Annotated in this window: 17 protein-coding genes; 15 read left to right on the forward strand and 2 right to left on the reverse strand. The window is 64.9% G+C overall.

Annotated elements, in window-relative coordinates; all coding sequences use genetic code 11:
• Positions 1 to 68 precede the first annotated feature (68 nt).
• The 7 genes from P9228_RS13965 to P9228_RS13995 all read left to right on the forward strand — a co-directional run bounded on the left by P9228_RS13965 (position 69) and on the right by P9228_RS13995 (position 8,372).
• On the forward strand, positions 69 to 1,181 hold the full coding sequence (locus P9228_RS13965) for a substrate-binding domain-containing protein (RefSeq protein ID WP_278053925.1): 1,113 nt from the start codon (positions 69 to 71) through the stop codon (positions 1,179 to 1,181).
• Positions 1,182 to 1,255: 74 nt separating this feature from the next.
• A complete protein-coding gene (locus P9228_RS13970) occupies positions 1,256 to 2,776 on the forward strand; it encodes a sugar ABC transporter ATP-binding protein (protein WP_278053927.1) in 1,521 nt (506 codons plus the stop codon).
• Between the two features lie 17 nt (positions 2,777 to 2,793).
• Positions 2,794 to 3,744: an ABC transporter permease gene (locus tag P9228_RS13975; RefSeq protein WP_278053928.1), complete on the forward strand. Its 951-nt coding sequence runs from the start codon at positions 2,794 to 2,796 to the stop codon at positions 3,742 to 3,744.
• Between the two features lie 171 nt (positions 3,745 to 3,915).
• Positions 3,916 to 4,800 (forward strand): AraC family transcriptional regulator, encoded by an 885-nt coding sequence (locus P9228_RS13980; RefSeq protein WP_278053930.1) that lies wholly within the window; start codon positions 3,916 to 3,918, stop codon positions 4,798 to 4,800.
• A 197-nt stretch (positions 4,801 to 4,997) separates the two neighbouring features.
• On the forward strand, positions 4,998 to 6,605 hold the full coding sequence (locus P9228_RS13985) for an FGGY-family carbohydrate kinase (RefSeq protein WP_278053932.1): 1,608 nt from the start codon (positions 4,998 to 5,000) through the stop codon (positions 6,603 to 6,605).
• Between the two features lie 125 nt (positions 6,606 to 6,730).
• Positions 6,731 to 7,111 (forward strand): hypothetical protein, encoded by a 381-nt coding sequence (locus P9228_RS13990; RefSeq protein ID WP_278053933.1) that lies wholly within the window; start codon positions 6,731 to 6,733, stop codon positions 7,109 to 7,111.
• 70 nt (positions 7,112 to 7,181) lie between these two features.
• Positions 7,182 to 8,372, forward strand: coding sequence for an NADH-quinone oxidoreductase subunit D (locus tag P9228_RS13995; protein ID WP_067004196.1), 1,191 nt, complete (start codon positions 7,182 to 7,184; stop codon positions 8,370 to 8,372).
• Positions 8,373 to 8,597: 225 nt separating this feature from the next.
• Here P9228_RS13995 and P9228_RS14000 read toward each other — a convergent pair whose 3' ends face one another.
• Together P9228_RS14000 and P9228_RS14005 are read right to left on the reverse strand one after the other, a co-directional pair.
• Entirely contained in the window at positions 8,598 to 9,032 is a 435-nt protein-coding gene (locus tag P9228_RS14000; protein WP_278053936.1) for a hypothetical protein, read from the reverse strand.
• Between the two features lie 620 nt (positions 9,033 to 9,652).
• Positions 9,653 to 10,837 (reverse strand): Gfo/Idh/MocA family oxidoreductase, encoded by a 1,185-nt coding sequence (locus P9228_RS14005; RefSeq protein ID WP_278053107.1) that lies wholly within the window; start codon positions 10,835 to 10,837, stop codon positions 9,653 to 9,655.
• A gap of 300 nt (positions 10,838 to 11,137) precedes the next feature.
• On the opposite strand from P9228_RS14005, the gene P9228_RS14010 reads away from it, so the two are divergent.
• The 8 genes from P9228_RS14010 to P9228_RS14045 all read left to right on the forward strand — a co-directional run bounded on the left by P9228_RS14010 (position 11,138) and on the right by P9228_RS14045 (position 20,115).
• Complete coding sequence (locus P9228_RS14010) at positions 11,138 to 12,025, forward strand: MurR/RpiR family transcriptional regulator (RefSeq protein WP_278053108.1); 888 nt, start codon at positions 11,138 to 11,140, stop codon at positions 12,023 to 12,025.
• Positions 12,026 to 12,096: 71 nt separating this feature from the next.
• Complete coding sequence (locus tag P9228_RS14015) at positions 12,097 to 12,879, forward strand: SDR family oxidoreductase (RefSeq protein WP_278053109.1); 783 nt, start codon at positions 12,097 to 12,099, stop codon at positions 12,877 to 12,879.
• Positions 12,876 to 14,411 (forward strand): mannitol dehydrogenase family protein, encoded by a 1,536-nt coding sequence (locus P9228_RS14020; RefSeq protein WP_278053938.1) that lies wholly within the window; start codon positions 12,876 to 12,878, stop codon positions 14,409 to 14,411. The genes P9228_RS14015 and P9228_RS14020 overlap by 4 nt, the downstream gene beginning before the upstream one ends.
• Positions 14,412 to 14,429: 18 nt before the next feature.
• A complete protein-coding gene (locus tag P9228_RS14025; protein WP_278053940.1) occupies positions 14,430 to 15,344 on the forward strand; it encodes a sugar phosphate isomerase/epimerase in 915 nt (304 codons plus the stop codon).
• A gap of 68 nt (positions 15,345 to 15,412) precedes the next feature.
• Complete coding sequence (locus P9228_RS14030; RefSeq protein ID WP_067003942.1) at positions 15,413 to 16,447, forward strand: ABC transporter substrate-binding protein; 1,035 nt, start codon at positions 15,413 to 15,415, stop codon at positions 16,445 to 16,447.
• 154 nt (positions 16,448 to 16,601) lie between these two features.
• Entirely contained in the window at positions 16,602 to 18,149 is a 1,548-nt protein-coding gene (locus tag P9228_RS14035) for a sugar ABC transporter ATP-binding protein (RefSeq protein ID WP_278054080.1), read from the forward strand.
• Positions 18,146 to 19,132, forward strand: coding sequence for an ABC transporter permease (locus tag P9228_RS14040; RefSeq protein WP_067003944.1), 987 nt, complete (start codon positions 18,146 to 18,148; stop codon positions 19,130 to 19,132). The genes P9228_RS14035 and P9228_RS14040 overlap by 4 nt, the downstream gene beginning before the upstream one ends.
• On the forward strand, positions 19,129 to 20,115 hold the full coding sequence (locus P9228_RS14045) for an ABC transporter permease (RefSeq protein WP_278053942.1): 987 nt from the start codon (positions 19,129 to 19,131) through the stop codon (positions 20,113 to 20,115). Before P9228_RS14040 ends, P9228_RS14045 begins: the two co-directional genes overlap by 4 nt.
• The last annotated feature ends 7 nt before the right edge of the window (positions 20,116 to 20,122 follow it).

Here is a 20,122-nt window from a genome sequence, read left to right on the forward strand (position 1 = left end):
TGCCCCGCCGGGCGGGCTTGGTGGAAAGCTCTACCGGCAAAGATTCCAACCATTTCAGGGAGCGAGACATGGGTTGCGAGACCAAGAGCTTAACATTGAACCGCCGCGCGCTTTTGCAGGGCGCGGCAGCCACTGCCGGCGGCCTGTTGCTGGCGGGCGGCGAGCGCGCCGCGGCGCAAGGCACGACCTCCAAGGTTGTGGCTTGGGAGACCGGCTATCTCGGCTTCTTCTTCTTCGTCGTGCTGCAGGAGGCGCTGAAGCGCAAGGTCGAAGGCCTCGGCCTGGAATTCGTCGGCAAGGACGCCAATGGCGATGCCAACGCGCAGGTCAACGACTGGAACAGCCTGCTCTTGCAGAAGCCGCGCTACCTCATTTCCGACGCGCTGGATTCGGAGCTGCTCATCCCACTGAGCAAGAAGGCGAAGTCGCTCGGCGTGCCGCTCGGCATGGTCGACACCGTGCTTACCGGCGGAGAAGTAGCCGCTTCGGTGACCTTCGACAACAAGCAGTCGGGCGTCATGGCGGCGGAGAAGACCGCCGAGCTGCTCACCAAGAAGCACGGCTCGCCGAAGGGCAGCGTGCTCAACAATTACGGCTCGCTGACCGCCGTGGCGCTGCGCGATCGCAAAGACGGTTTCGAGGACACGCTTAAGAGCAAATATCCCGACATCGAGATCATCTCGCGGCCGCAGAACAACCAGCATGAGCAGGCGCTCGCCGTGGTCTCGGCGACGCTGCGCGAGCGGCCGGACCTCGACGCCATCCACATGCCGACCGACATCTTCGTCGTTGATGCCCGCAAGGCACTCGAAGCGCAGAAACGGCTGTTTCCGGTCGGCCATGAGAAGCACATCATCCTGACCAGCATCGATGCCTCGCCGAATGCGCTGGAATGGGTGAAGGCCGGCGAGATCGACGCCGACATCGCACAGGACCCGATCGCCTATGTCGAGATCGTCGTCGACCTGTTGGAAGAGTACACGCTGAAGGGCAAGCCGGTTCCGACCGGACCTTACGAAAACAAGAAGTATTTTTGGGAGAAGGGCACGATCGCCGACAGCCCGTCCGGCCCGCTGCTCACCATCCCGCCCTACTTCCTCACCAAGGAAAATGCCGACGACCCGCGCCACTGGGCCAATGTCGTGACCCAGGTGTGGAAGATGCAGCAGAACGCCGGCTGAGATCGCAGCCGACGAGGCGGGTGAGAACGCGCCCATCGCGTTCTCACCTCATTTCGAGATTGCCGGTTATCCCAATGGTCAACGCCGACGGCACAATCGTGCCCGATAGCCTTGCGCAGGGCGGTGCCAACGCTGTTCTGACCGTCGACAATGTCTTCAAGCGCTTCGGCCCGCTTGCGGTGTTGGACGGCGTCTCGCTGAGCGTGTCGCGGGGCGCGATCCATGGCCTGCTCGGCAAGAACGGCGCTGGCAAATCGACGCTGTCCAACATCATCGCCGGGCTGTTGCGTCTCGACAGTGGCACCATCCTGTTGAATGGGGAGGACGTGTCGGCTCTGCCGTTGACGGCGCGCAAGAAGCGCGGGCTCCACCTTCTGTCGCAGCATTCGGAGATCTTCGAAGACCTCTCGATCGGCGAAAATCTTCTGCTGCCGGATCTGCCGAGACGCTACGGCTTGACCGACTGGTCCGCGCTCCGCCGCCTGGCGGTGCGCCAGCTCGAAAGCCACGGCATGCCGGTCGATCCGAGGCGGCGCGCCGGCGACCTCGGCGCCAGCGACAGGCGCAGGCTCGCCATCATCAAGGCGGTCGCGGCCGAAGCCTCGCTGATCATCCTCGACGAGCCGACCGCAGGCCTTGCGGCGGCCGAGCGGCTGCATCTGCTGGAATGGGTCGAGAGCCTCACCCAACGCGGCACGTCTTTCATCTACATCTCGCACCACAACGACGAGGTGCGCCAGCTCTGTTCGGAATACACGGTGCTGCGCGACGGCAAGGTGACCGCCAGCGGCAAAGCGGCGGAGCTTTCGGCCGAGGCCATGGCGCGCGTCATCACCGGCGCCGACGTCGCCGAATTCCACCGCGCCCGCAAGGATCATGGCGCGGCCATCGAGCTCAGCGGGCTATCCTTTTCCGGCGGCGGCCCGGTCGATCTTGCGATCGGCCACGGCGAGATCGTCGGCCTCGTCGGCCTGCTCGGCGAAGGGCCGCAGGAATTGATGCGGGCGCTGGGCGGCCTGCTGCCCATCGAGGCCGGTGCCGTCCTGATCGATGGCCGGGAAGCGCGTCTCGGCTCGCCGGGGCAGAGCCTCGGCTCGGGCATTGCCTACCTCACCCATGACCGCATCGGCGAAGGCCTGGTCGGCTCGATGTCGGTGACCGAGAACCTCAGCCTCGGCAATTGGCCGCTATCGCTCGGCTGGCTGGTGAGCGGCGCCGGCATGAACCGCCGCATGCGCGAGGCGCGCGGCGCCATGGAGATCGTCATGGGCAGCAGCGCCCAGGAGATCGGCGAGTTGTCTGGCGGCAACCAGCAGAAGGTGCTGCTTGGCCGGCTGCTGGAACGCAAGCCGAGATTGCTTCTGCTCGACGAACCGACCGTCGGCGTCGATGTCGCCGCCAAGGAGCAGATCCACCGCCTGATCGACGATGCGACGAAGGCGGGCGTTAGCGTGCTTCTGCTCGCGCAGGACCCGGAAGAGATGCAGCGCCTCGTCGACCGCGTGGTGATCTTCTCCAAGGGTCGAATCGCGCGAATGCTGCGCGGCGCCGAGATCACCATCGATGCGATCGCCGAAGCGAGAGCGGCGCGATGACAGGGGCAGTATCAGACATGACCAGCAAGAAATTCCTTCTCGACAATGTGGTCTGGATCCTGATCATCGTGTTCAGCATCCTCGCCGGCTTCCTCAATCCCTTCTTCCTTTCGGAAGGCAATCTGCAGAACGTGCTGGTGCAGGCCACCACGCTGGGCGTGCTAGTGGGGGCGGTCTCCTTCACGCTTCTGATCGGCGAGATCGATCTCTCGGTGGTCGGCAATCTGGTCTTCTCGAGCATGGTCGGCGCCTATGCCATGCAGCAGTTCGGCGTCCACTGGACGCTGGTCGTGCTCATCACCATCGTTGCCGGGGTGCTCGTCGGTCTGCTCAACGGCTACTTCGTCGCCTATTTGCGCATGAATTCGCTGATCGCGACGCTGGCCATGGGGCTTTTTCTGCAAGGCGCGGTGCTCGGCGCCACCCACGCCCGCACCATGGTGGTGACCGATGAAGGCTACAGCTACATTGGCAGCGCCACCATCGGCAGCTGGCCGGTAATGCCGATCGCCCTCTTCGTCGCCTATCTCCTGGCGCATGTCGTGCTTGCTTATTCGGCCTGGGGTCGCAACCTCTATGCCACCGGCGGCAACCGCCGGGCGGCGAATGCCGCAGGCATCAACGTCAAGCGCGCGAGGCTTGGCGCCTTCAGCGCTTCCGGCTTCCTCGCTGGAGTGGCCGGCTTCCTCTACACCTCCTATCTCGGCGGCGTCAGCGTGACCGTCGGCAGCACGACGCTGCTCTATGCCGTGGCAGCACCCGTCATCGGCGGCGTTTCGCTGTTCGGCGGCCGCGGCCGCGTCATCGGCATGCTCGGCGGCACGCTGCTCATCACCGTCATCCAGACCGGCCTGCAGCTCATCAACGTCTCGGCCTATTACATTCAGATGATCGGCGGCGCGATGATCCTGCTTGCGATCGCCGTCGATGCCTTCCGCATAAGGAGCGAGGAACGCGGCGTCGTTTGAGGCGCCGCTCAGCGGCGTGGAGGCTCAGAATAGTCAAAAAAGTACCAATGGAGTGACGCGAACATGGTGGCGAAGATCTTGTCGGCTCGGTAGCTTGGCTGACATGAGGCCGAAACCGGACGGCGCGTCGTAGAGGGGACGCGCCTTGGCTTCAATACGGGAGGAGCAGCGATGAAACCCGATCTTGAAGTTGTGCAGATCAGGCCGGGCGAGTCTTTCACTGCCTGGTCGCACGGTTACCCGTTCCGCACGGTGCGCTGGCATTTCCATCCGGAATACGAACTGCATCTCATCGTCGCCACCCGCGGCCGCTATTTCGTCGGCGACTTCATCGGCGAGTTCGAGCCGGGCAATCTGGTGCTGACCGGCCCCAACCTGCCGCACAACTGGGTGAGCGATGTGCCGAAGGACGCGACGGTGCCGCTGCGCTGCCGCATCATCCAGTTCAATGAAGGCTTTATCGACGGCGCCATCAACACCTTGCCCGAGCTCGCGGCGCTGACGCCGGTGCTCGAAGCCTCGCGCCGCGGCGTGCTGTTCAGCCGCCAGACCAGCAAGCAGCTTGGCCCGCTGATGGAAGAGATCATGAATTCGCAAGGCGTGCGCCGCATCGAACTGTTCCTGATGATAATGGGTCTGCTCAGCCGCGCCGAAGGCGCGCGCATGCTGGCCAGCGCGAGCTACCTGCCCGATCCGTCGGGCTATATGTCGGCCGGCATCAACAAGGCGCTTGCCTATCTGCGCGAGAACCTGACCCAGCCCTTCAGCGAGACGGACCTGGCCGCCATCGCCGGCCAGTCGCCCAGTGTATTGTCCCGCTCCTTCCGCCAGCACACCGGTATGACGCTGGTTCAGTATGTGAAGCGGCTGCCCATCAACCTGGCCTGCCAGATGCTGATGAGCGACGAGCAGGCTTCGATCACCAGCATCTGCTTCGAGGTCGGCTACAACACCCTTTCCAACTTCAACCGGCAGTTTCTCGCCGAAAAGGGCATGACGCCCTCGCATTTCCGGCGGCTGACACTGCACAACATCAACCTGGCGAAAGCGGCCTAGCCAGCCGGCACGACAAGCAGCGGCGTCGAATTGGCATGGGCAAACGTGCGCGGCAAGGCAAAGCTTTGCCTGCGCCGCTGGCCGGAACGGCAACACCGATAGGGAACGAAGGTGACATCACCGTCCGCGACCTTGTCATCCTGCCGCAAAGCAATGACCTATAGCAACCGAACGGATCGGGCGAAGGATCTGAAGTCATGAGCAGTCATTTCATCGGCATCGACATCGGCACCGGCAGTGCCCGCGCGGGCGTCTTCGACGAAGCGGGCGCCATGCTTGCGTCCGCCAAGGCCGACATCGCCACCTGGCATGCCGAAGGCCATATCGTCGAGCAATCGAGCAATGACATCTGGCGCGCCGTTGCTACGACCGTCCGCGAGGCGGTGTCGCTTGCCGGCATCCCGGCGCAGTCGGTGCATGGCATCGGCTTCGACGCCACCTGCTCGCTTGTCGTTCTGGGGCCGGGTGGCGAGCCGCTGACGGTCAGCCCGTCAGGGGATCCCGAGCGCAACATCATCGTCTGGATGGACCACCGCGCCACCGAGCAGGCGCGCAGGATCAACGGCACCGGCGAGGACGTGCTGCGCTATGTCGGCGGCACAATCTCGCCCGAGATGGAAACCCCGAAGCTCTTATGGCTCGCCGAGAACATGCCGCGGACCTTCGCCGCGGCATGGCAGTTCATGGATCTCGCCGATTTCCTCACCTGGCGCGCCACCGGCAGCCTGGCGCGCTCGACCTGCACGGTGACTTGCAAATGGACCTATCTCGCGCATGAGGCACGCTGGGATGATGGCTATTTTCGCAAGGTCGGGCTCGGCGCGCTCGCGGATGAGGAATTTGCCCGGATCGGCACCGAGGTCGTGGCGCCGGGGAGCGCGCTGCCCGACGGCTTGAGGAGCAAGGCGGCGGCCGAGCTTGGCCTTTTGCCCGGAACGCCGGTCGCCGCCGGCATGATCGATGCGCATGCCGGCGGCATCGGCTCGGTCGGCGCGCGCGGCGGCGCCGGCGATGTGACCACGCGCATGGCCTATGTCTTCGGCACTTCGGCCTGCACCATGACGACGACCGAGCAGGCGGCTTTCGTGCCGGGCGTGTGGGGGCCCTATTTCTCCGCGATGGTGCCGGGGCTGTGGCTGAACGAAGGCGGCCAGTCGGCCGCGGGCGCCGCCATCGATCGCCTGGTCGGCATGCACCCCGCCGCCGTCGAGCTGGCCGGGATCGCGGCGCGAGGCGGCCAGAACCTCAGCCAGTGGCTGGCGCAGGAGGCGGAGCGGCATGGCGGTGCGGCGAAGGCGGACAGACTGGTCGGCGGCCTGCATGTCGTTCCCGAATTTCTAGGCAATCGTGCCCCCTTGGCCAATCCCGACGCGCGCGGACTGGTCGCCGGCTTGGACATGGCGACCGGGGCCGACAGTCTCGTCGCGCTCTATGTCGCCGGCCTCTGCGGCCTCGGCTATGGCGCCCGCCAGATCCTGGCGGCCATGCATGGCCGCGGCATCAACATCGATACGATCGCCATCAGCGGCGGCGCAGGGCAGAGCCCGCTCGTGCGGCAGCTCATCGCCGACTCCACCGGCAAGGTGGTCTACGCGCCAACGTCCCCCGAGCCGGTGCTGCTCGGCTCAGCGATGCTCGGCGCGGTCGCCGCCGGGCGCTACTCCGACCTTCGCGCGGCCATGGCGGCGATGTCGGAGGTGGGCGAGGTCTATTCGCCGAACGCCGCGCTCGCTGCCTGCCACGACGGGCGCTTTGCCGCGTTCGAACGCCTGCAGGCTGCTGCGCTGTCAGTGTTGGCTGTGTGAGATGTCCGGCCGTCGCCCGCCGACGTTTACCGTCACTTGCCCTCTTGGCCGGAACCATCGCCGGGCGGAGGGGTTGTGTCGTCAGACTTCGATACATGGAAGGAACGACGATGCGGACATTGACGATGATGCTCGCTCTTTCGACCCTTGCCCCGGCGCAGCCGGTCTCGGCTCAACGCGCCGATCCGCAACCGCCCCAGGTTCCGCCCCCGGCTGAACAACGTCGGCTCGACCAGGTGCAACCCGATCCGGGAAGTTCCGGCCAAACCGTTACCAACGTCGTGGTGGTGGCGATGGAGGACCTGCCCGCGGAGATCAAGGTTAAGGCCGAAGCCGTGGTCACCAGGACAACCGCCACGGACCTGGCCAGGCTGCAGAAATCGATCGATGCCTCGCCCGAGGCGGTATCGGTGCTGCATGCGAACGGGCTGAATTCCTCGCAGGTCGTCGCCGCCAACATCGATGGCGACGGCACGCTGACGCTGATCATCCAGACCACGACATGATCAGCGGCGCCGCGGGCGGTTGACCCGACTGCAGCGGCCAAACAAAATGAGAGTCCGCGAAGAGGCCGCCATGGCCGAAACCGCAATTCGCAACTTCACGCTCAACTTCGGACCGCAGCACCCGTCGGCGCATGGTGTGCTCAGGCTGGTGCTGGAACTCGACGGCGAGATCGTCGACCGCGCCGATCCGCATATCGGCCTGCTCCACCGCGGCACCGAGAAGCTGATCGAATACAAGAACTATCTGCAGGCCCTGCCCTATTTCGACCGGCTCGACTATGTGGCGCCGATGAACCAGGAGCATGCCTTCTGCCTCGCCGCCGAGAAGCTGCTCGAAATATCGGTTCCCCGGCGCGGACAGCTTATCCGCGTCCTGTTTTGCGAGATCGGCCGGCTGTTGTCGCACCTGCTCAACGTCACCACGCAGGCGATGGATATTGGCGCGCTGACGCCGCCGCTCTGGGGCTTCGCCGAGCGGGAGAAGCTGATGGTCTTTTATGAGCGCGCGTCGGGCGCGCGCATGCATGCCAACTATTTCAGGGTCGGCGGCGTGCATCAGGATCTGCCGGGAGAGTTGCTCGACGACATCTGGAATTTCTGTGATCCGTTCCTGGGAACTTTGAGCAATCTCGATGAACTCCTGACCGAAAACCGTATCTTCAAGCAGCGCAATGTCGACGTCGGCGTGATCGGACAGGACGATGCTTGGGCATGGGGTTTCTCCGGCCCGATGGTGCGCGGCTCGGGCGCGGCCTGGGATTTGCGCAAGGCGCAACCCTATGAATGCTATCCCGAAATGGATTTCGACATTCCGGTCGGCAAGCACGGCGACTGCTACGACCGCTATCTCGTGCGCATGGAGGAGATGCGGCAGTCGGTTAGGATCATGAGGCAATGTCTGGAGAAGCTGCGCTTGCCCGACGGGCACGGCCCGGTCGCCGTACCGAACCAGAAGATCACGCCGCCGCCGCGCGCCACCATGAAGCGTTCCATGGAGGCGACGATCCACCATTTCAAGCTCTACACCGAAGGCCATCATGTGCCGCAGGGCGAGGTCTACGCCGCGGTGGAGGCGCCCAAAGGCGAATTCGGCGTCTATCTTGTCTCTGACGGCAGCAATGTTCCGTACCGCTGCAAGATACGTGCGCCGTCTTTCGCCCACCTTCAGGCGATGGACTTCCTGTCGCGCGGGCACATGATCGCCGATGTCGCGGCCATCATCGGATCGCTGGATATCGTGTTCGGAGAGATCGATCGCTGAGTGGAGGTGCGGCGCGGGCAGCCCTAAGAGCAAATTCCAGACACAGTCCCAAACTTCGCGCGGGGAATTGCATCAACAGCAGAATGAGCGAAAGCAAAAAGATAGAGCGGTTCGACGTTCTCGCAAAACGGTGAATCGCTCTAGCCACCGACGGCTGGGGACAACTCCCCTCCGTCTCCGATAAGGATTGAACTTGCCGCGGTTCTTCGAACCGCGGCAGTCGTCTTAGTGCATGAACACCGATCTCAGCCAGGCAAGAATGCCCGAGCCTGGAGAGATGGCCGCGCGAACGCGGGACGCCGCCCAGCGTGCCGGCAGATTGGCGCCGACATGGCAATGGCAGACGACCTCGTGCAGTTGCCAGTCGCTGAGTTCGAAGAAGCGCTTTGCTTCGCCGTAGGTGTCGTCCTTCAGGCCCTGAGCACGAAAGATCGGGTCTTCGAAGGCGACGGTAATCGGCGATCCGGTGGAACGCATCTTTTCGCGCACGTCGGGTGTGGCGTATTCGGTGCCCGCAAGCGCCATAAGGCGCCGGCCGGGATCCTGCTCGAGAAGTTGCGCCCAGCGCTCGAGGCGTTGGCCACGACTGGCGATGAGAACCGCTGCTTCAGCATGAACGTCGGCAACGGCATTGAGTTGGTCTACGGTTTGGTACTTCAAGGCCGCCTCCTATGTCGGCAGATGATCACCCGCCCCGCAAACGGAACTAAGGCGCTGCATGGCGCCGGCAAGGGCGAAATGGGCGACGGGAAATCATTTGATCGTCATTCGTGTTCGCCCCCGCCGAAACGCGGCGGGATCGCTGTGGAACCATCCCCGGTCGAGGCCGTTCTGCCATGCGTCAGCCGCCGGTGATCAGGTGTCGATGAAGCGTCGGATGAGGCGGCTCTACCCATCATGTTCAAGTCGGGCAGATACCGGTTGCCCAAACCGCATCTCGCGGACTGCTCCGCCAGCGCAACGAGGGAACCACCTTATGGCTATTCTCCCCACTCCCGACCCGACGCCAACGCCGGTCCCCACGCCGCCGCCGTTTCCCGACCCAAAGCCGATGCGCGAACCGGATCCGGAGAGGCTGCCGGACGAGGAACCCGTTCCCAATCCGGATGAGAATGACGTGCCTCCCAAGCACTCGGGTGCGCTCGGTGCAGGGGCTACGAAGCCATATCGGTGCAGGATCGATGAGGCCGCCATCGGGCGCTCGACTGATTCGCGACACGTCGGCCGGTCGCGCCGCCTCGCATTGTAAAGCGGAACGATCTAAAGCACCAAGCCGGCGTCTATTCAAACCGCGCCGGCGTCCAGGCTCCTCCAGCCGCGTTCGACTCCACTGCCGCCGCCACGAACTTCACACCACGAGCGCCGTCGACGACGTCCGGCACCTGCGCCGCGCGCGCAACATCGACCGCAGTGCCCGCTCGATGCGCGCGGATGATGTCGGCGGCATCACGGTAGAAATTGGCGAAGGCCTCGATATAGCCCTCGGGATGCGCTGCAGGCATGCGCGAGACGCGCCGGGCTTCCGCCGTCGAGCCGTGGCCGCCGCGCACCAGCGTGCGGGCCTCCTCGCCATACGGCGCGAAGCGCAGTTCCTCCGGCCGCGTGCCCGACCATTCGAGCCCGGCCCGGTCGCCATAGATGCGCACCGAGAGATCGTTGTAGTGGCCGGGCGAAGTCTGGCTGGCGAGGATGGTGCCGCGCGCCCCGCCGGTCCAGCGCACCAGGACATGCGCGTTGTCGTCGAGGCGACGACCTGGCACGGCGGTGAAAAGGTCCGCCGATACGGCGTCAGCCTCGAAGCCGGAGATGAAGCTCGCCAGGTTGAAGGCGTGCACGCCGGTGTCGGCAAGCACCGCCGATTGCCCGGCGCGCGCAGGGTCGGTGCGCCATTCGGCCTGCTTCTGGCCTTTCGCGTCGATCGGCTGCGTCAGCCAGTCCTGGATGTAAGCGCCGTGCACCGACACGATGCGGCCGAGTTCGCCCGCTGCCACCATTTCGCGCGCCTGCCGCGCCATGGCGTAACCGGTGTTGTTCAATGTGACGAGGAAGCGGCGCTTCTTCGCCTTGGTGAGCGCCACCAACGCCTCAGCTTCGGCAAGCGTCGTCGACAGCGGCTTGTCGCAGATGACGTCGATGCCGGCTTCCAGGAAAGCAGTGGCGATCGGCGCATGCAGATGGTTGGGCGTGACGATGACTACCGCCTCGATGCCGTCCGTCCGCGCCGCTTCGGCCTTTGCCATCGCATGGTAGTCGGCATAGCTGCGCTCCGGCGCGATGCCGATCTCGGCGGCCGATGCCGCGGCGTTTTCGGCATCCGAGGACAGCGCACCCGCCACCAGCGCGATCTGGTCGTCGAGCCGCATGGCCAACCGATGAACCGCGCCGATGAAGGCGTTGCGACCGCCGCCGACCATGCCGACCGTCAGGCGTTTGCGTAGGGTTCCGTCAGCGGTTGCGTAGACCATGGCTCGAGTCCTCCCGGATGCCTCCAGCGCAGGGACTATAGGAGCCTCGCCAATTTCGAACAGCTTTTCCAAATTTTGTTTTGTAAAATGATCGTGCCGCACTAGCCTTATGCGAGACCGGTGGAGGAGGGTTCGAATGGTGAAGCGTCGCATGGCTACCCGCCGGCTTGTCGAGGCGATGGAACCAAGACAATCGCTTCAAGTTTTGAATTCTCCCCTTTTTCCAACCGTCGGCGACTGGCGATCTTCACCGCAAGTTCGGGGCGCCTCAGGTACAACAGCTCGAATCCGGTGCATCTGATGAGCGGCGCACGAACCTCACCCGGCGAGAGCGTTACCCGGAAACGCGGCCGTTCGCTGGCGGCACTTGGCCACACGAAACCACAAACCTATGAGGAGCTGCGCGCGGTGCTCTCCTCCGGCACCGTGCATTTCCCGAAAAGGATGCGCCAGGTCGCCATCTTCCTATGGCAGCATCCGAGCGACGTTGCGCTCGGCACCATCGCCCAGGTGGCGGCGCAGGCAGGCGTGCAGCCCTCGACGCTGGTACGCTTCGCGCAGATCTTCGGCTATGCCGGCTTTTCCGACTTCCAGGGCCTGTTCAAGGACCATTTGAAAGGCTCCTGGCCGGAAGGACGCACGCGCGACAACAAGGAACCGGCAGCAGCCGAACCCCACGCCGACTTGCATTTCCTCAACGGCATGGTCGGCGCCTCGCAGGCTTCTCTCAACCGCATCGGCAATGGTTTCGACACCGACAGCTTCGAGAAGATGGCCGACCTGCTGGCGGGAGCCGAGCTGATCTACGTGATCGGCAGCAAGCGCGCTTTCCCGGTCACCACCTATCTGTCGCTGACGCTGTCGCAGCAGGGCGTGCGCAACGTCTTGGTCGACAATGTCGGCTCGACCGCGCTCGATCAGGTCGGCTGCATAAGCCAGTGCGACGCGGTGCTCGCCGTTTCCTTCAGCCCTTACAACTCGATCACGCCAGACCTGGTCGCCCTCGCCCATGATCGCGGAGCACGCATCGTCGCCATCACCGACAGCACCTTCTCACCGCTGGTGAAACTCTCCGACACCTGGCTGGAAGTGGTGGAGCAGGACTTCGCAGGCTTCCGCTCGCTCGCCGCTTCGCTCGCCGTCGGCATGGCTTTGGTCCACGGCGTCGTCGCGCGGCGGACAGGTTGATCGGCGCAGTTGACTGCAAGGAACTGTCGTTCCATATTCGAGAAAATAGAAACTTTGTTCCGGGAGGAGGAATGGAGGTTCGGCTCGACGGCAAGGTCTTGTTGATCACCGGTTCGACCCAAGGCATCGGCCGCGCGATTGCCTGGACGGCCGCCCGTTCCGGCGCCGAAGGTTTGCTGATCACCGGCCGCAACCGGCAGCGCGGCGACGCGGTCGCGGCGGAACTGTCGGCGATCGGGGCGCCGTCCGCTTTCCTGGCAGCCGACCTCGGCGACCCGGAGACTCCGGCCCTGCTCGCCGCTGCATGCACCGAGCGCTTCGGCCGCATCGACGGGCTGGTCAATGCAGGGGCTCTGACCGACCGGGCCTCCTTCGTCGATGCCGGCCTCGACGACTGGACATCATTGTTCGCCGTCAATGCGCGTGCGCCTTTCTTCCTGATGCAGGCGGCGATCGCCGACATGAAAAAGCGCGGACAAGGCGGCGCCGTCGTCAACATCCTGTCGATCAATGCGCATTGCGGCGCGCCGGATCTCGCCGTCTATTCCGCCACCAAGGGCGCCCTGGCGACGCTGACCAAGAATGCCGCCAACGCGCACCGCTTCGATCGCATCCGCGTCAACGGCATCAATGTCGGCTGGACCGACACGCCCGCCGAACGCGTCATGCAGGCCGAAACGCTCGGCCACGGCCCGGGCTGGCTAGACGCGGCCAATGCCGCGCAGCCCTTCGGCCGGCTACTCTCCGTTACCGACGTAGCGAACCTCGCCGTCTTCCTGCTTTCCGACGCGGCCGGGCCGATGACCGGCGCGCTGATCGACCAGGAGCAATGGGTGATCGGAGCGAACCGGTGAGCATCTCACCCTCCGCCAATCTCGGCCCCGCCCTGCTCGGCGGCCTGCCGCCTGAAGTCCGCAAACCGGCTTACGCTCGCTCGGCGCTGCAGCGGGGCATTGCCCATATCGGCGTCGGCGCCTTTCACCGCTGCCACCAGGCCGAATACACCGATGACCTCCTGGCGGATGATTTCGATCGCTGGGGGCTCGTCGGCATCAACATCCGGCCTCCCGTGCTCGCCGCGACGCTCGGCCGGCAGGACGGCCTCTATACGCGGCTCATCCGTCAGAACAACGAGATCGAGGCCCGCGTCATCGGCAGCATCGTCCGTGTGGTCGACAGCCAGCACAGCGCCGCGCCCGCACTCGAGGTGCTCGCCTCGCCCGATATCGAGATGGTCACGATGACGGTGACCGAAAAGGGCTATTGCCACATCCCGTCGAGCGGCGCGCTCGACCTAGACCATCCCGACATTGTCCACGACCTCGCCAACCCCGAGGCCCCGCGCAGCGTGCCCGGCATCCTGGCACGAGCGCTTGAGCTGCGCATGGGCTCGCATGGCCGCCCGGTGACGCTGCTTTCCTGCGACAACATCCCGGCCAACGGCACTATCCTCGGCAATGTCGTGCAGACATTCGCCGAGCGGCGCGGCAACGGCTTGGCGGACTGGATCGCCGCCAATGTCGCCTTCCCCTCGGCCATGGTCGACCGTATCGCGCCGGCAACGACCGAGGCCGATATCGAGACGGTCGAGCAGCGCTTCGGCTATCGCGACAGCGCCGTCGTCGTCGGCGAGCGCTTTCGGCAATGGGTGATCGAGAACCGCTTCGCCGGCCGCGTGCCGCGCTGGGACCGCATCGGCGCCGCTTTCGTAGACGACGTCACGCCGTTCGAGCATCTCAAGATGCGGGTGCTGAACGGCGCCCAGACGACGCTCAGCTATCTTGGCGTTTTGGGCGGCTTCGAGCACACATCGGACGCCATGGCCGACCCGTTGCTTGCCACCTTCGTCCGCCGCATGCTGACGGAAGAGACGCTGCCGACGCTGATGCCCGTGCCCGGCATCTCGCCGTCGGCCTATGTCGAGCAAAGCCTTTCGCGCCTCGCCAACACGGCGATCCGCCACCGCAATCACCAGATTGCTACCGACGGCTCGCAGAAGATCGTCCAGCGCCTGCTCAACCCGGTCAGTGATCGCCTGGCTAAGGGCCGAAGCATCGCGCTGCTGTCGGTTCCGGTCGCGGGCTGGATGGCCTATCTGATCAAGGCATCGTCGCGCTTCGGCCGCGCCTGGCAGGTGTCCGATCCTTTTGCCGAAAAGATTGCGGCCATCGCCGATCGCGTTGGTTCGGACAGCAGGGCCCTTGCCGATGCAATCCTTGCCGTCGAAGCCATCTTCCATCCGTCACTTGCCGCCAGCGACATGTTCCATGCAAATGTCGTCACCAGCCTCGATGGTTTGCTGTCAGATGATCCGATGGCCTTTGTCAGACATGTGTGCGCTGACCCAACAGACGGACGGTTGAAGCGACCAGCACGATCTGCATAGTACGAAGCGGGAGGCATCATGAAGCTTGGACTGCTCACGGCACCATTTCCGGATACTGCCCTCGGCGATGTCGCCGACTGGGCGAACTCGGCCGGCTTCGAAGCGCTCGAGATCGCCTGCTGGCCGAAGACTTCGGGTGCCAGCCGCCGCTATGCCGGCACCAGCCATATCGACGCCGCCGGCACCTCCCCCGCGCAAGCCAAGGACATTGCCGCCGAGCTCGCCGGCAAGGGCCTGACGATCTCCGGTCTCGGTTTCTATCCCAATCCGTTGCATCCCGATCAGGCGCATCGCGATGCGGTGATCGATCACCTGAAGAAGGTGATCGTGCTGGCAAGCCGAATGGGTGTCTCGCTCGTCAACACCTTCTGCGGCGGCGACGCCTCGAAGACTGTCGACGACAACTGGCAGGCCGCGCAGAAAATCTGGCCCGCGATCATCGCCCACGCGCGCGAGCACGGCGTCAAGCTCGCCTTCGAGAACTGCCCGATGATCTTCAGCTATGACGAATGGCCGGGCGGACACAACATCGCCTATTCGCCCTATGTCTGGCGCCGGATTCTCGAGGCCTGGGGCGGCGACGTCGGCATGAATTTCGACCCCTCGCATCTCGTCTGGCAGATGATCGACAAGGAACGCTTCATCCGCGAGTTCGGCCCGCACATGCTGCATGTGCATGCCAAGGACCTGATGATCGATCATGATGGTTTGTATGAGCGCGGGATCCTTTCCGCAGGCATAGGCTGGCAGGTGCCACGCATGCCGGGGCTTGGCGACATCAACTGGAGCAGCATCTTTTCGGGCCTTTACCGGGCCGGATATGACGGGCCGGTGGTCATCGAGCATGAGGACCGCCGGTTCGAGGGAAGCGACGAGAAGGTCAAGCGCGGTTTTCTGCTGGCTCGCGACGTGCTGCGCCCCTTCGTCAAATGAGGGACAAACGGCTAGGCTTCGATCGCTTCGGAGCCCAGGAACTGAAATCAATGTGGAGGAGTACTGAAATGAAGAAATACCTGACCATGGCCCCGCTGCTTGCCGGCGCTGCCTTGCTTGCTTCGGTGGGCGTGTCGTCCGCCGAAGGCAAATACACGATCGGCATCTCCAACACCGTGCAGGGCAATGGCTGGCGTGAGGAAATGATCTGCGCCATGAAGGCCCAGGCGCTCGCCTCCGGCGAAGTGGCGAAGCTCAACATCGCCCACCGCAACACCGACGCCGCCGGCCAGCTCGAGGACATCCGCAATCTGATCAGCGCCAAGGTAAACGCCATCGTCGTCAACCCGGCCGATCCGGCCGGCATCAAGGCCGGTCTGGAGGAAGCCACCAAGGCGGGTATCGTCGTCGTCGCTGTCGACCAGGCGGTGACCGAGCCGTCCGCATACATCATCTCCAACAACCAGGAACAGTATGCCTATCTCGGCGCCAAGTGGCTGTTCCAGCAGATGGGCGGCAAGGGCGAGGTGCTGTACATGCGCGGCGCCGCCGGTGCTTCCGCCGACAGCGACCGCGACAAGGGCTTCAAGAAGGCGCTGGCCGAATTCCCCGACGTGAAGGTCGCGCAGGAAGTCTTCACCGGCTGGCAGCAGGACCAGGCCAAGCAGCAGATCCTGTCCTTCCTCGCCACCGGAACGCCAATCAACGGCATTTGGACCTCCGGCATCGACAACGTCATCGTCGACGCTCTGGTCGAGCAGCAGGCGCCGATGGTGCCGGTTGTCGGCGCCGACAATGCCGGCTTCGTCGGCCAGTTGAACACGGTCAAGGGTCTGGTCGGCGCTGCCGTCACCAATCCCGGCTCGATCGGCGGCGCCGGCGTCACGCTCGCACTGCAGATCCTCGACGGCAAGAAGCCGGCGCAGCAAACCGTTCTGGTCGAGCCGCAGCTCTGGGAAAATGTCACGGAGGAAGGCAAGGCCAAGCTGAAGGCGGCCGCCGATCCGTCGCTCAGCCCCGAATGGCCGGTCTCGATCTCTATCCCGGACTGGACCACCTACACCAAGGAGCAGATCGTCGCCTGCAAGGGTCCGGGCGAATAGTCGCCTGAGCGACTTCAACTCCGCAGATTTCGCAAAAAGCATCCTACGGTTTTTGCGATAAGGAACTGCGGCAGATAAGGTCGCCGGGACGGCAGGTGCGAACCTGCCGTCCTTGGCGCTTGATGCGAGAACGCTGGTTTTGACGACGAACGAATTGCCGAACAATACATTGCTGGACGCCACCGGCGTGGCGAAGAATTACGGCGCGGTGTCGGCGCTGCGTGACGCATCGTTGTCGGTGCTGCCGGGCGAAGTCCATGCGCTGATGGGCGCCAACGGCGCCGGCAAGTCGACCCTTGTTAAGATCCTGACCGGTGCGATCCCGGCGGATGCCGGCCGCATCCTGATCCGCGGCGAGGCGCGCGATGTCCGCTCTCCGGCCGCCGCGCGTCGCGCCGGCCTGCTGCCGGTCTACCAGGAACCGGCGCTGATCCCCGACCTCGATGTGCTTTCCAATCTCAGGCTCACCGGCACGCCGGTCGAGCCGTTCCGCGCCTGGGTGCGCGAGCTCGGCATTCCGAACCTCGACATACGCGAGACCGCGCGCGACATTCCGCTGGCCGTCCTGCGTGTGCTCGACCTGGCGCGCGCGCTCGCCGCCGAGCCCGACGTTCTGCTGCTTGACGAGATGACGGCCGCGCTGCCCGCCAACCTTGCCGAAAAAGTGCTGGAAGTCGTGCGCCGCCAGGGCGACAGCGGCCGCTCGGTCATCTTCATCTCGCACCGTTTCGTCGAGATCTCGGCGCTGTGCGACCGCGCCACAGTGCTGCGCGACGGCGCAACCGTCGGCGTGGTCGACATCGAGCCCGGCGTCGAGGAAAAGATCGTCGAGATGATGCTTGGCGCCCGTATCGAGAAGACCAGCGTCGCGGCGGCGCGCACGGCAAGCGAAGCGCCGGTGGTGAAGGACAGCCACCCTCGGCTTTCGGTCCGCAACCTGCAGCTCGGCACCAAGCTGCATGACGTCTCTTTCGATCTCGCCAATGGCGAGGTGGCCGGCGTCGTCGCGCTCGAGGGTCAGGGCCAGGACGAACTCTTCGCCGCCCTTGCCGGCTCGATCCGCCCGGCCGGCGGCACGATCGCCGTCGATGGCGCGCCGGTGAAGTTCTTCCATCCGAGCGATGCCATCCAGGCCGGCCTCGCCTACGTGCCGGGTGACCGCACGGAGGCTTTAGCCATGCAGCGTTCCGTGCGCGAGAACATCGCGCTGCCTTTCAGCGCTGCGCTGCGCAAATGGGGACCGATCAAGGTGCGCCGGGAGCATATGGTGGTTTCAAGCGCTATCGCCCGGCTGCAGATCGACACCCGCGCGCAGGGCGAGGTCCAGCGCCTTTCCGGCGGCAACCAGCAGAAGGTGACGATTGCCCGCTGGATCGCGGCAGATGCCCGCACTATCCTCTGCTTCGACCCGACGCGCGGCATCGATGTCGGCACCAAGCAGGAAATCTACAAATTGCTGCGCGAGCTCGCCGGCCTCGGCAAATCGGTCCTCTTCTACACATCCGAGCTGGAGGAAGTGCAGCGTGTCTGCGACCGCGTCATCGTCATCTTCGGCGGCCGTGTCGTCGACACCTTCCCGGTCGAGCTCGCCGACGAGCCGGCTCTGATGCGGGCCGCCTACGGCCTGCCGCGCGGCGCCAGGGCGGATGTCGGCATCCTTGCCGATGTCAGGCCAACGTCCGACGCGGAGACCACGCCATGATGCGCTTTCTGCGCCGCCAGGGCTGGGTCGCCGGCCTGCTCGCCCTGCTCGTATTCCTGTTCGTCGTCACCAAGCTGATCCAGCCGGGCTACGGCAGCGGCGACTTCGGCTCGCTGGCGCGGGCGGTTCTGCCCTACGCCTTCGCCGTCGCGGCGCAGACTGTGGTGGTCATCGCCGGCGGCATCGACCTCTCGGTTGCCGCCATGATGGCGCTGACCAGCGTCACCGCCGCCTCGATGATGAACGGCGCCAGCGAGGAATATGCGTATTTCGTCGTGCCCTTCGTGCTGGCCATGGGCCTTGTGCTCGGCGCGCTGAACGGCCTCCTGATCGTCGTGACCCGAGTGCCGGATATCGTGGTTACTTTAGCCACGCTCTTCGTTCTGCAAGGCGCGGCGCTTCTGGTGCTTGACGCGCCCGGCGGCGCAGCAGCCGAGTGGCTGAAGGCCACCGTCGTCGGCACCATGCCGATCCCCGGCCTGCCGGATTGGGCCGATGCCTGGGTCCCGAAGGCGCTGGTGCTGCTGCTTGTCTGCCTCTTCGTCATCTGGATCCCGCTCAGGCGCTCGCGGCTTGGCCTCTCCATCTACGCCATCGGCAGCAACGAGCTCGCCGCCTTCCGCAGCGGCGTGCCGGTGGCCCGCACCAGGATCGTCGCTTACGCGCTCTCCGGCCTGTTCGCAGCACTTGGCGGGCTGTCGCTCACCATCAGCACCGGCATCGGCGCGCCGATCCCCGGTCCCTATCTGCTGGCCAGCGTCGCGGCGGTGGTGCTGGGCGGCGTCGCGCTCGGTGGCGGCAAGGGTGGGCTGCTCGGGCCGATCATCGCCGTCTTCGTGCTCAGGCTGGTGCGCACCGACCTGACGCTTCTGGCCATCGATCCCAACGTCACGGCCATCATCGAGGGCGCGATCATGGTCGCCGTGGTGATGTTCGGCGCCTTCATCACCATCCGGGGCCGCCCGGCAGGAGCAACACCATGACGAACAGCGCGACCATGCCCCAGCCGGTCTCGCTCGGCCGCCGCCTGAAGCGCTTCATGGCGGACCGGCCGCTCATTCCCCTGATCATCCTGCTCGTCATACTGGTGCTGATCCTGCAGGTTCTTCGCCCCGGGATCGTCAACGAGCGCTGGATCGCCAACACCGCCAAGTTCGCCATTCCGCTGGCAATCCTCGCCGGTTGTCAGACCATGACCATGCTCACCGGCGGCATCGACCTCTCGGTCGGCACGGTGGCGACGATGAGCGCCTTCATCATGGCGACGCAAATCGTCAACCAGGATCCGACGGTGGCTTTCATCCTCGCCATGCTGCCGGCGGTGCTGATCGGCCTCGTCAACGGCGTCGGCGTCGGCGTCTTCCGCGTCCATCCGCTGATCATGACGCTCGGCACCAGCCTGATCGGCACCGGCTTCTTGCAGGTCTACCAGCGCACCGTGATCGCCTCCGGCGCCAAGATTCCGGATTTCCTCAACTGGCTCGGCACCGGTCTCACCTACGGCTTCCCCAACGCGCTCTTCTTGTTCATGCCGGTGGCGGTGCTGATCGTCTTCACCTTGAACCGTACAGGCTTCGGCCGCCTGCTCTACGCCGTCGGCGACAATGAGCGCGCTGCACGGCTTTCGGGCGTCCGCTACTGGCAGGTGATCACGGCGCTCTATGTCATCTCCAGCCTGCTCGCCGGCATCACCGGCCTGCTCTATATCGGCCTGATCAAGGCGCCCTCGCTGTCGCTCGCCGAGCCGCTGGTGCTACCTTCGGTGGCTGCCGCCGTCATCGGCGGCACCTCGATCTTCGGCGGCCGCGGCGGCTATATGGGAACCATTGTCGGCGCGCTGATCCTGACCGTGCTGACGACGCTGCTCACCATCCTGCATATGCCCGAAGGCGGCCGCCGCATCCTCTTCGGCTTCATCGTCCTGTTCGTGACCGCGGCCTATTTGAGGATCATCGAGGACAGGTAACAGGGGA

Origin of the sequence: Mesorhizobium sp. WSM4898, from assembly GCF_029625845.1 — a bacterium.
Taxonomy (GTDB): domain Bacteria; phylum Pseudomonadota; class Alphaproteobacteria; order Rhizobiales; family Rhizobiaceae; genus Mesorhizobium.

Excerpts from the sequence above, each read along its gene's own strand:
- P9228_RS13965 (WP_278053925.1), top strand. The coding sequence starts at position 69 with ATGGGTTGCGAGACCAAGAGCTTAACATTGAACCGCCGCGCGCTTTTG.
- P9228_RS13970 (WP_278053927.1), top strand. The coding sequence starts at position 1,256 with ATGGTCAACGCCGACGGCACAATCGTGCCCGATAGCCTTGCGCAGGGC.
- P9228_RS13975 (WP_278053928.1), top strand. The coding sequence starts at position 2,794 with ATGACCAGCAAGAAATTCCTTCTCGACAATGTGGTCTGGATCCTGATC.
- P9228_RS13980 (WP_278053930.1), top strand. The coding sequence starts at position 3,916 with ATGAAACCCGATCTTGAAGTTGTGCAGATCAGGCCGGGCGAGTCTTTC.
- P9228_RS13985 (WP_278053932.1), top strand. The coding sequence starts at position 4,998 with ATGAGCAGTCATTTCATCGGCATCGACATCGGCACCGGCAGTGCCCGC.
- P9228_RS13990 (WP_278053933.1), top strand. The coding sequence starts at position 6,731 with ATGATGCTCGCTCTTTCGACCCTTGCCCCGGCGCAGCCGGTCTCGGCT.
- P9228_RS13995 (WP_067004196.1), top strand. The coding sequence starts at position 7,182 with ATGGCCGAAACCGCAATTCGCAACTTCACGCTCAACTTCGGACCGCAG.
- P9228_RS14005 (WP_278053107.1), bottom strand. The coding sequence starts at position 10,837 with ATGGTCTACGCAACCGCTGACGGAACCCTACGCAAACGCCTGACGGTC.
- P9228_RS14010 (WP_278053108.1), top strand. The coding sequence starts at position 11,138 with ATGAGCGGCGCACGAACCTCACCCGGCGAGAGCGTTACCCGGAAACGC.
- P9228_RS14015 (WP_278053109.1), top strand. The coding sequence starts at position 12,097 with ATGGAGGTTCGGCTCGACGGCAAGGTCTTGTTGATCACCGGTTCGACC.
- P9228_RS14025 (WP_278053940.1), top strand. The coding sequence starts at position 14,430 with ATGAAGCTTGGACTGCTCACGGCACCATTTCCGGATACTGCCCTCGGC.
- P9228_RS14030 (WP_067003942.1), top strand. The coding sequence starts at position 15,413 with ATGAAGAAATACCTGACCATGGCCCCGCTGCTTGCCGGCGCTGCCTTG.
- P9228_RS14040 (WP_067003944.1), top strand. The coding sequence starts at position 18,146 with ATGATGCGCTTTCTGCGCCGCCAGGGCTGGGTCGCCGGCCTGCTCGCC.
- P9228_RS14045 (WP_278053942.1), top strand. The coding sequence starts at position 19,129 with ATGACGAACAGCGCGACCATGCCCCAGCCGGTCTCGCTCGGCCGCCGC.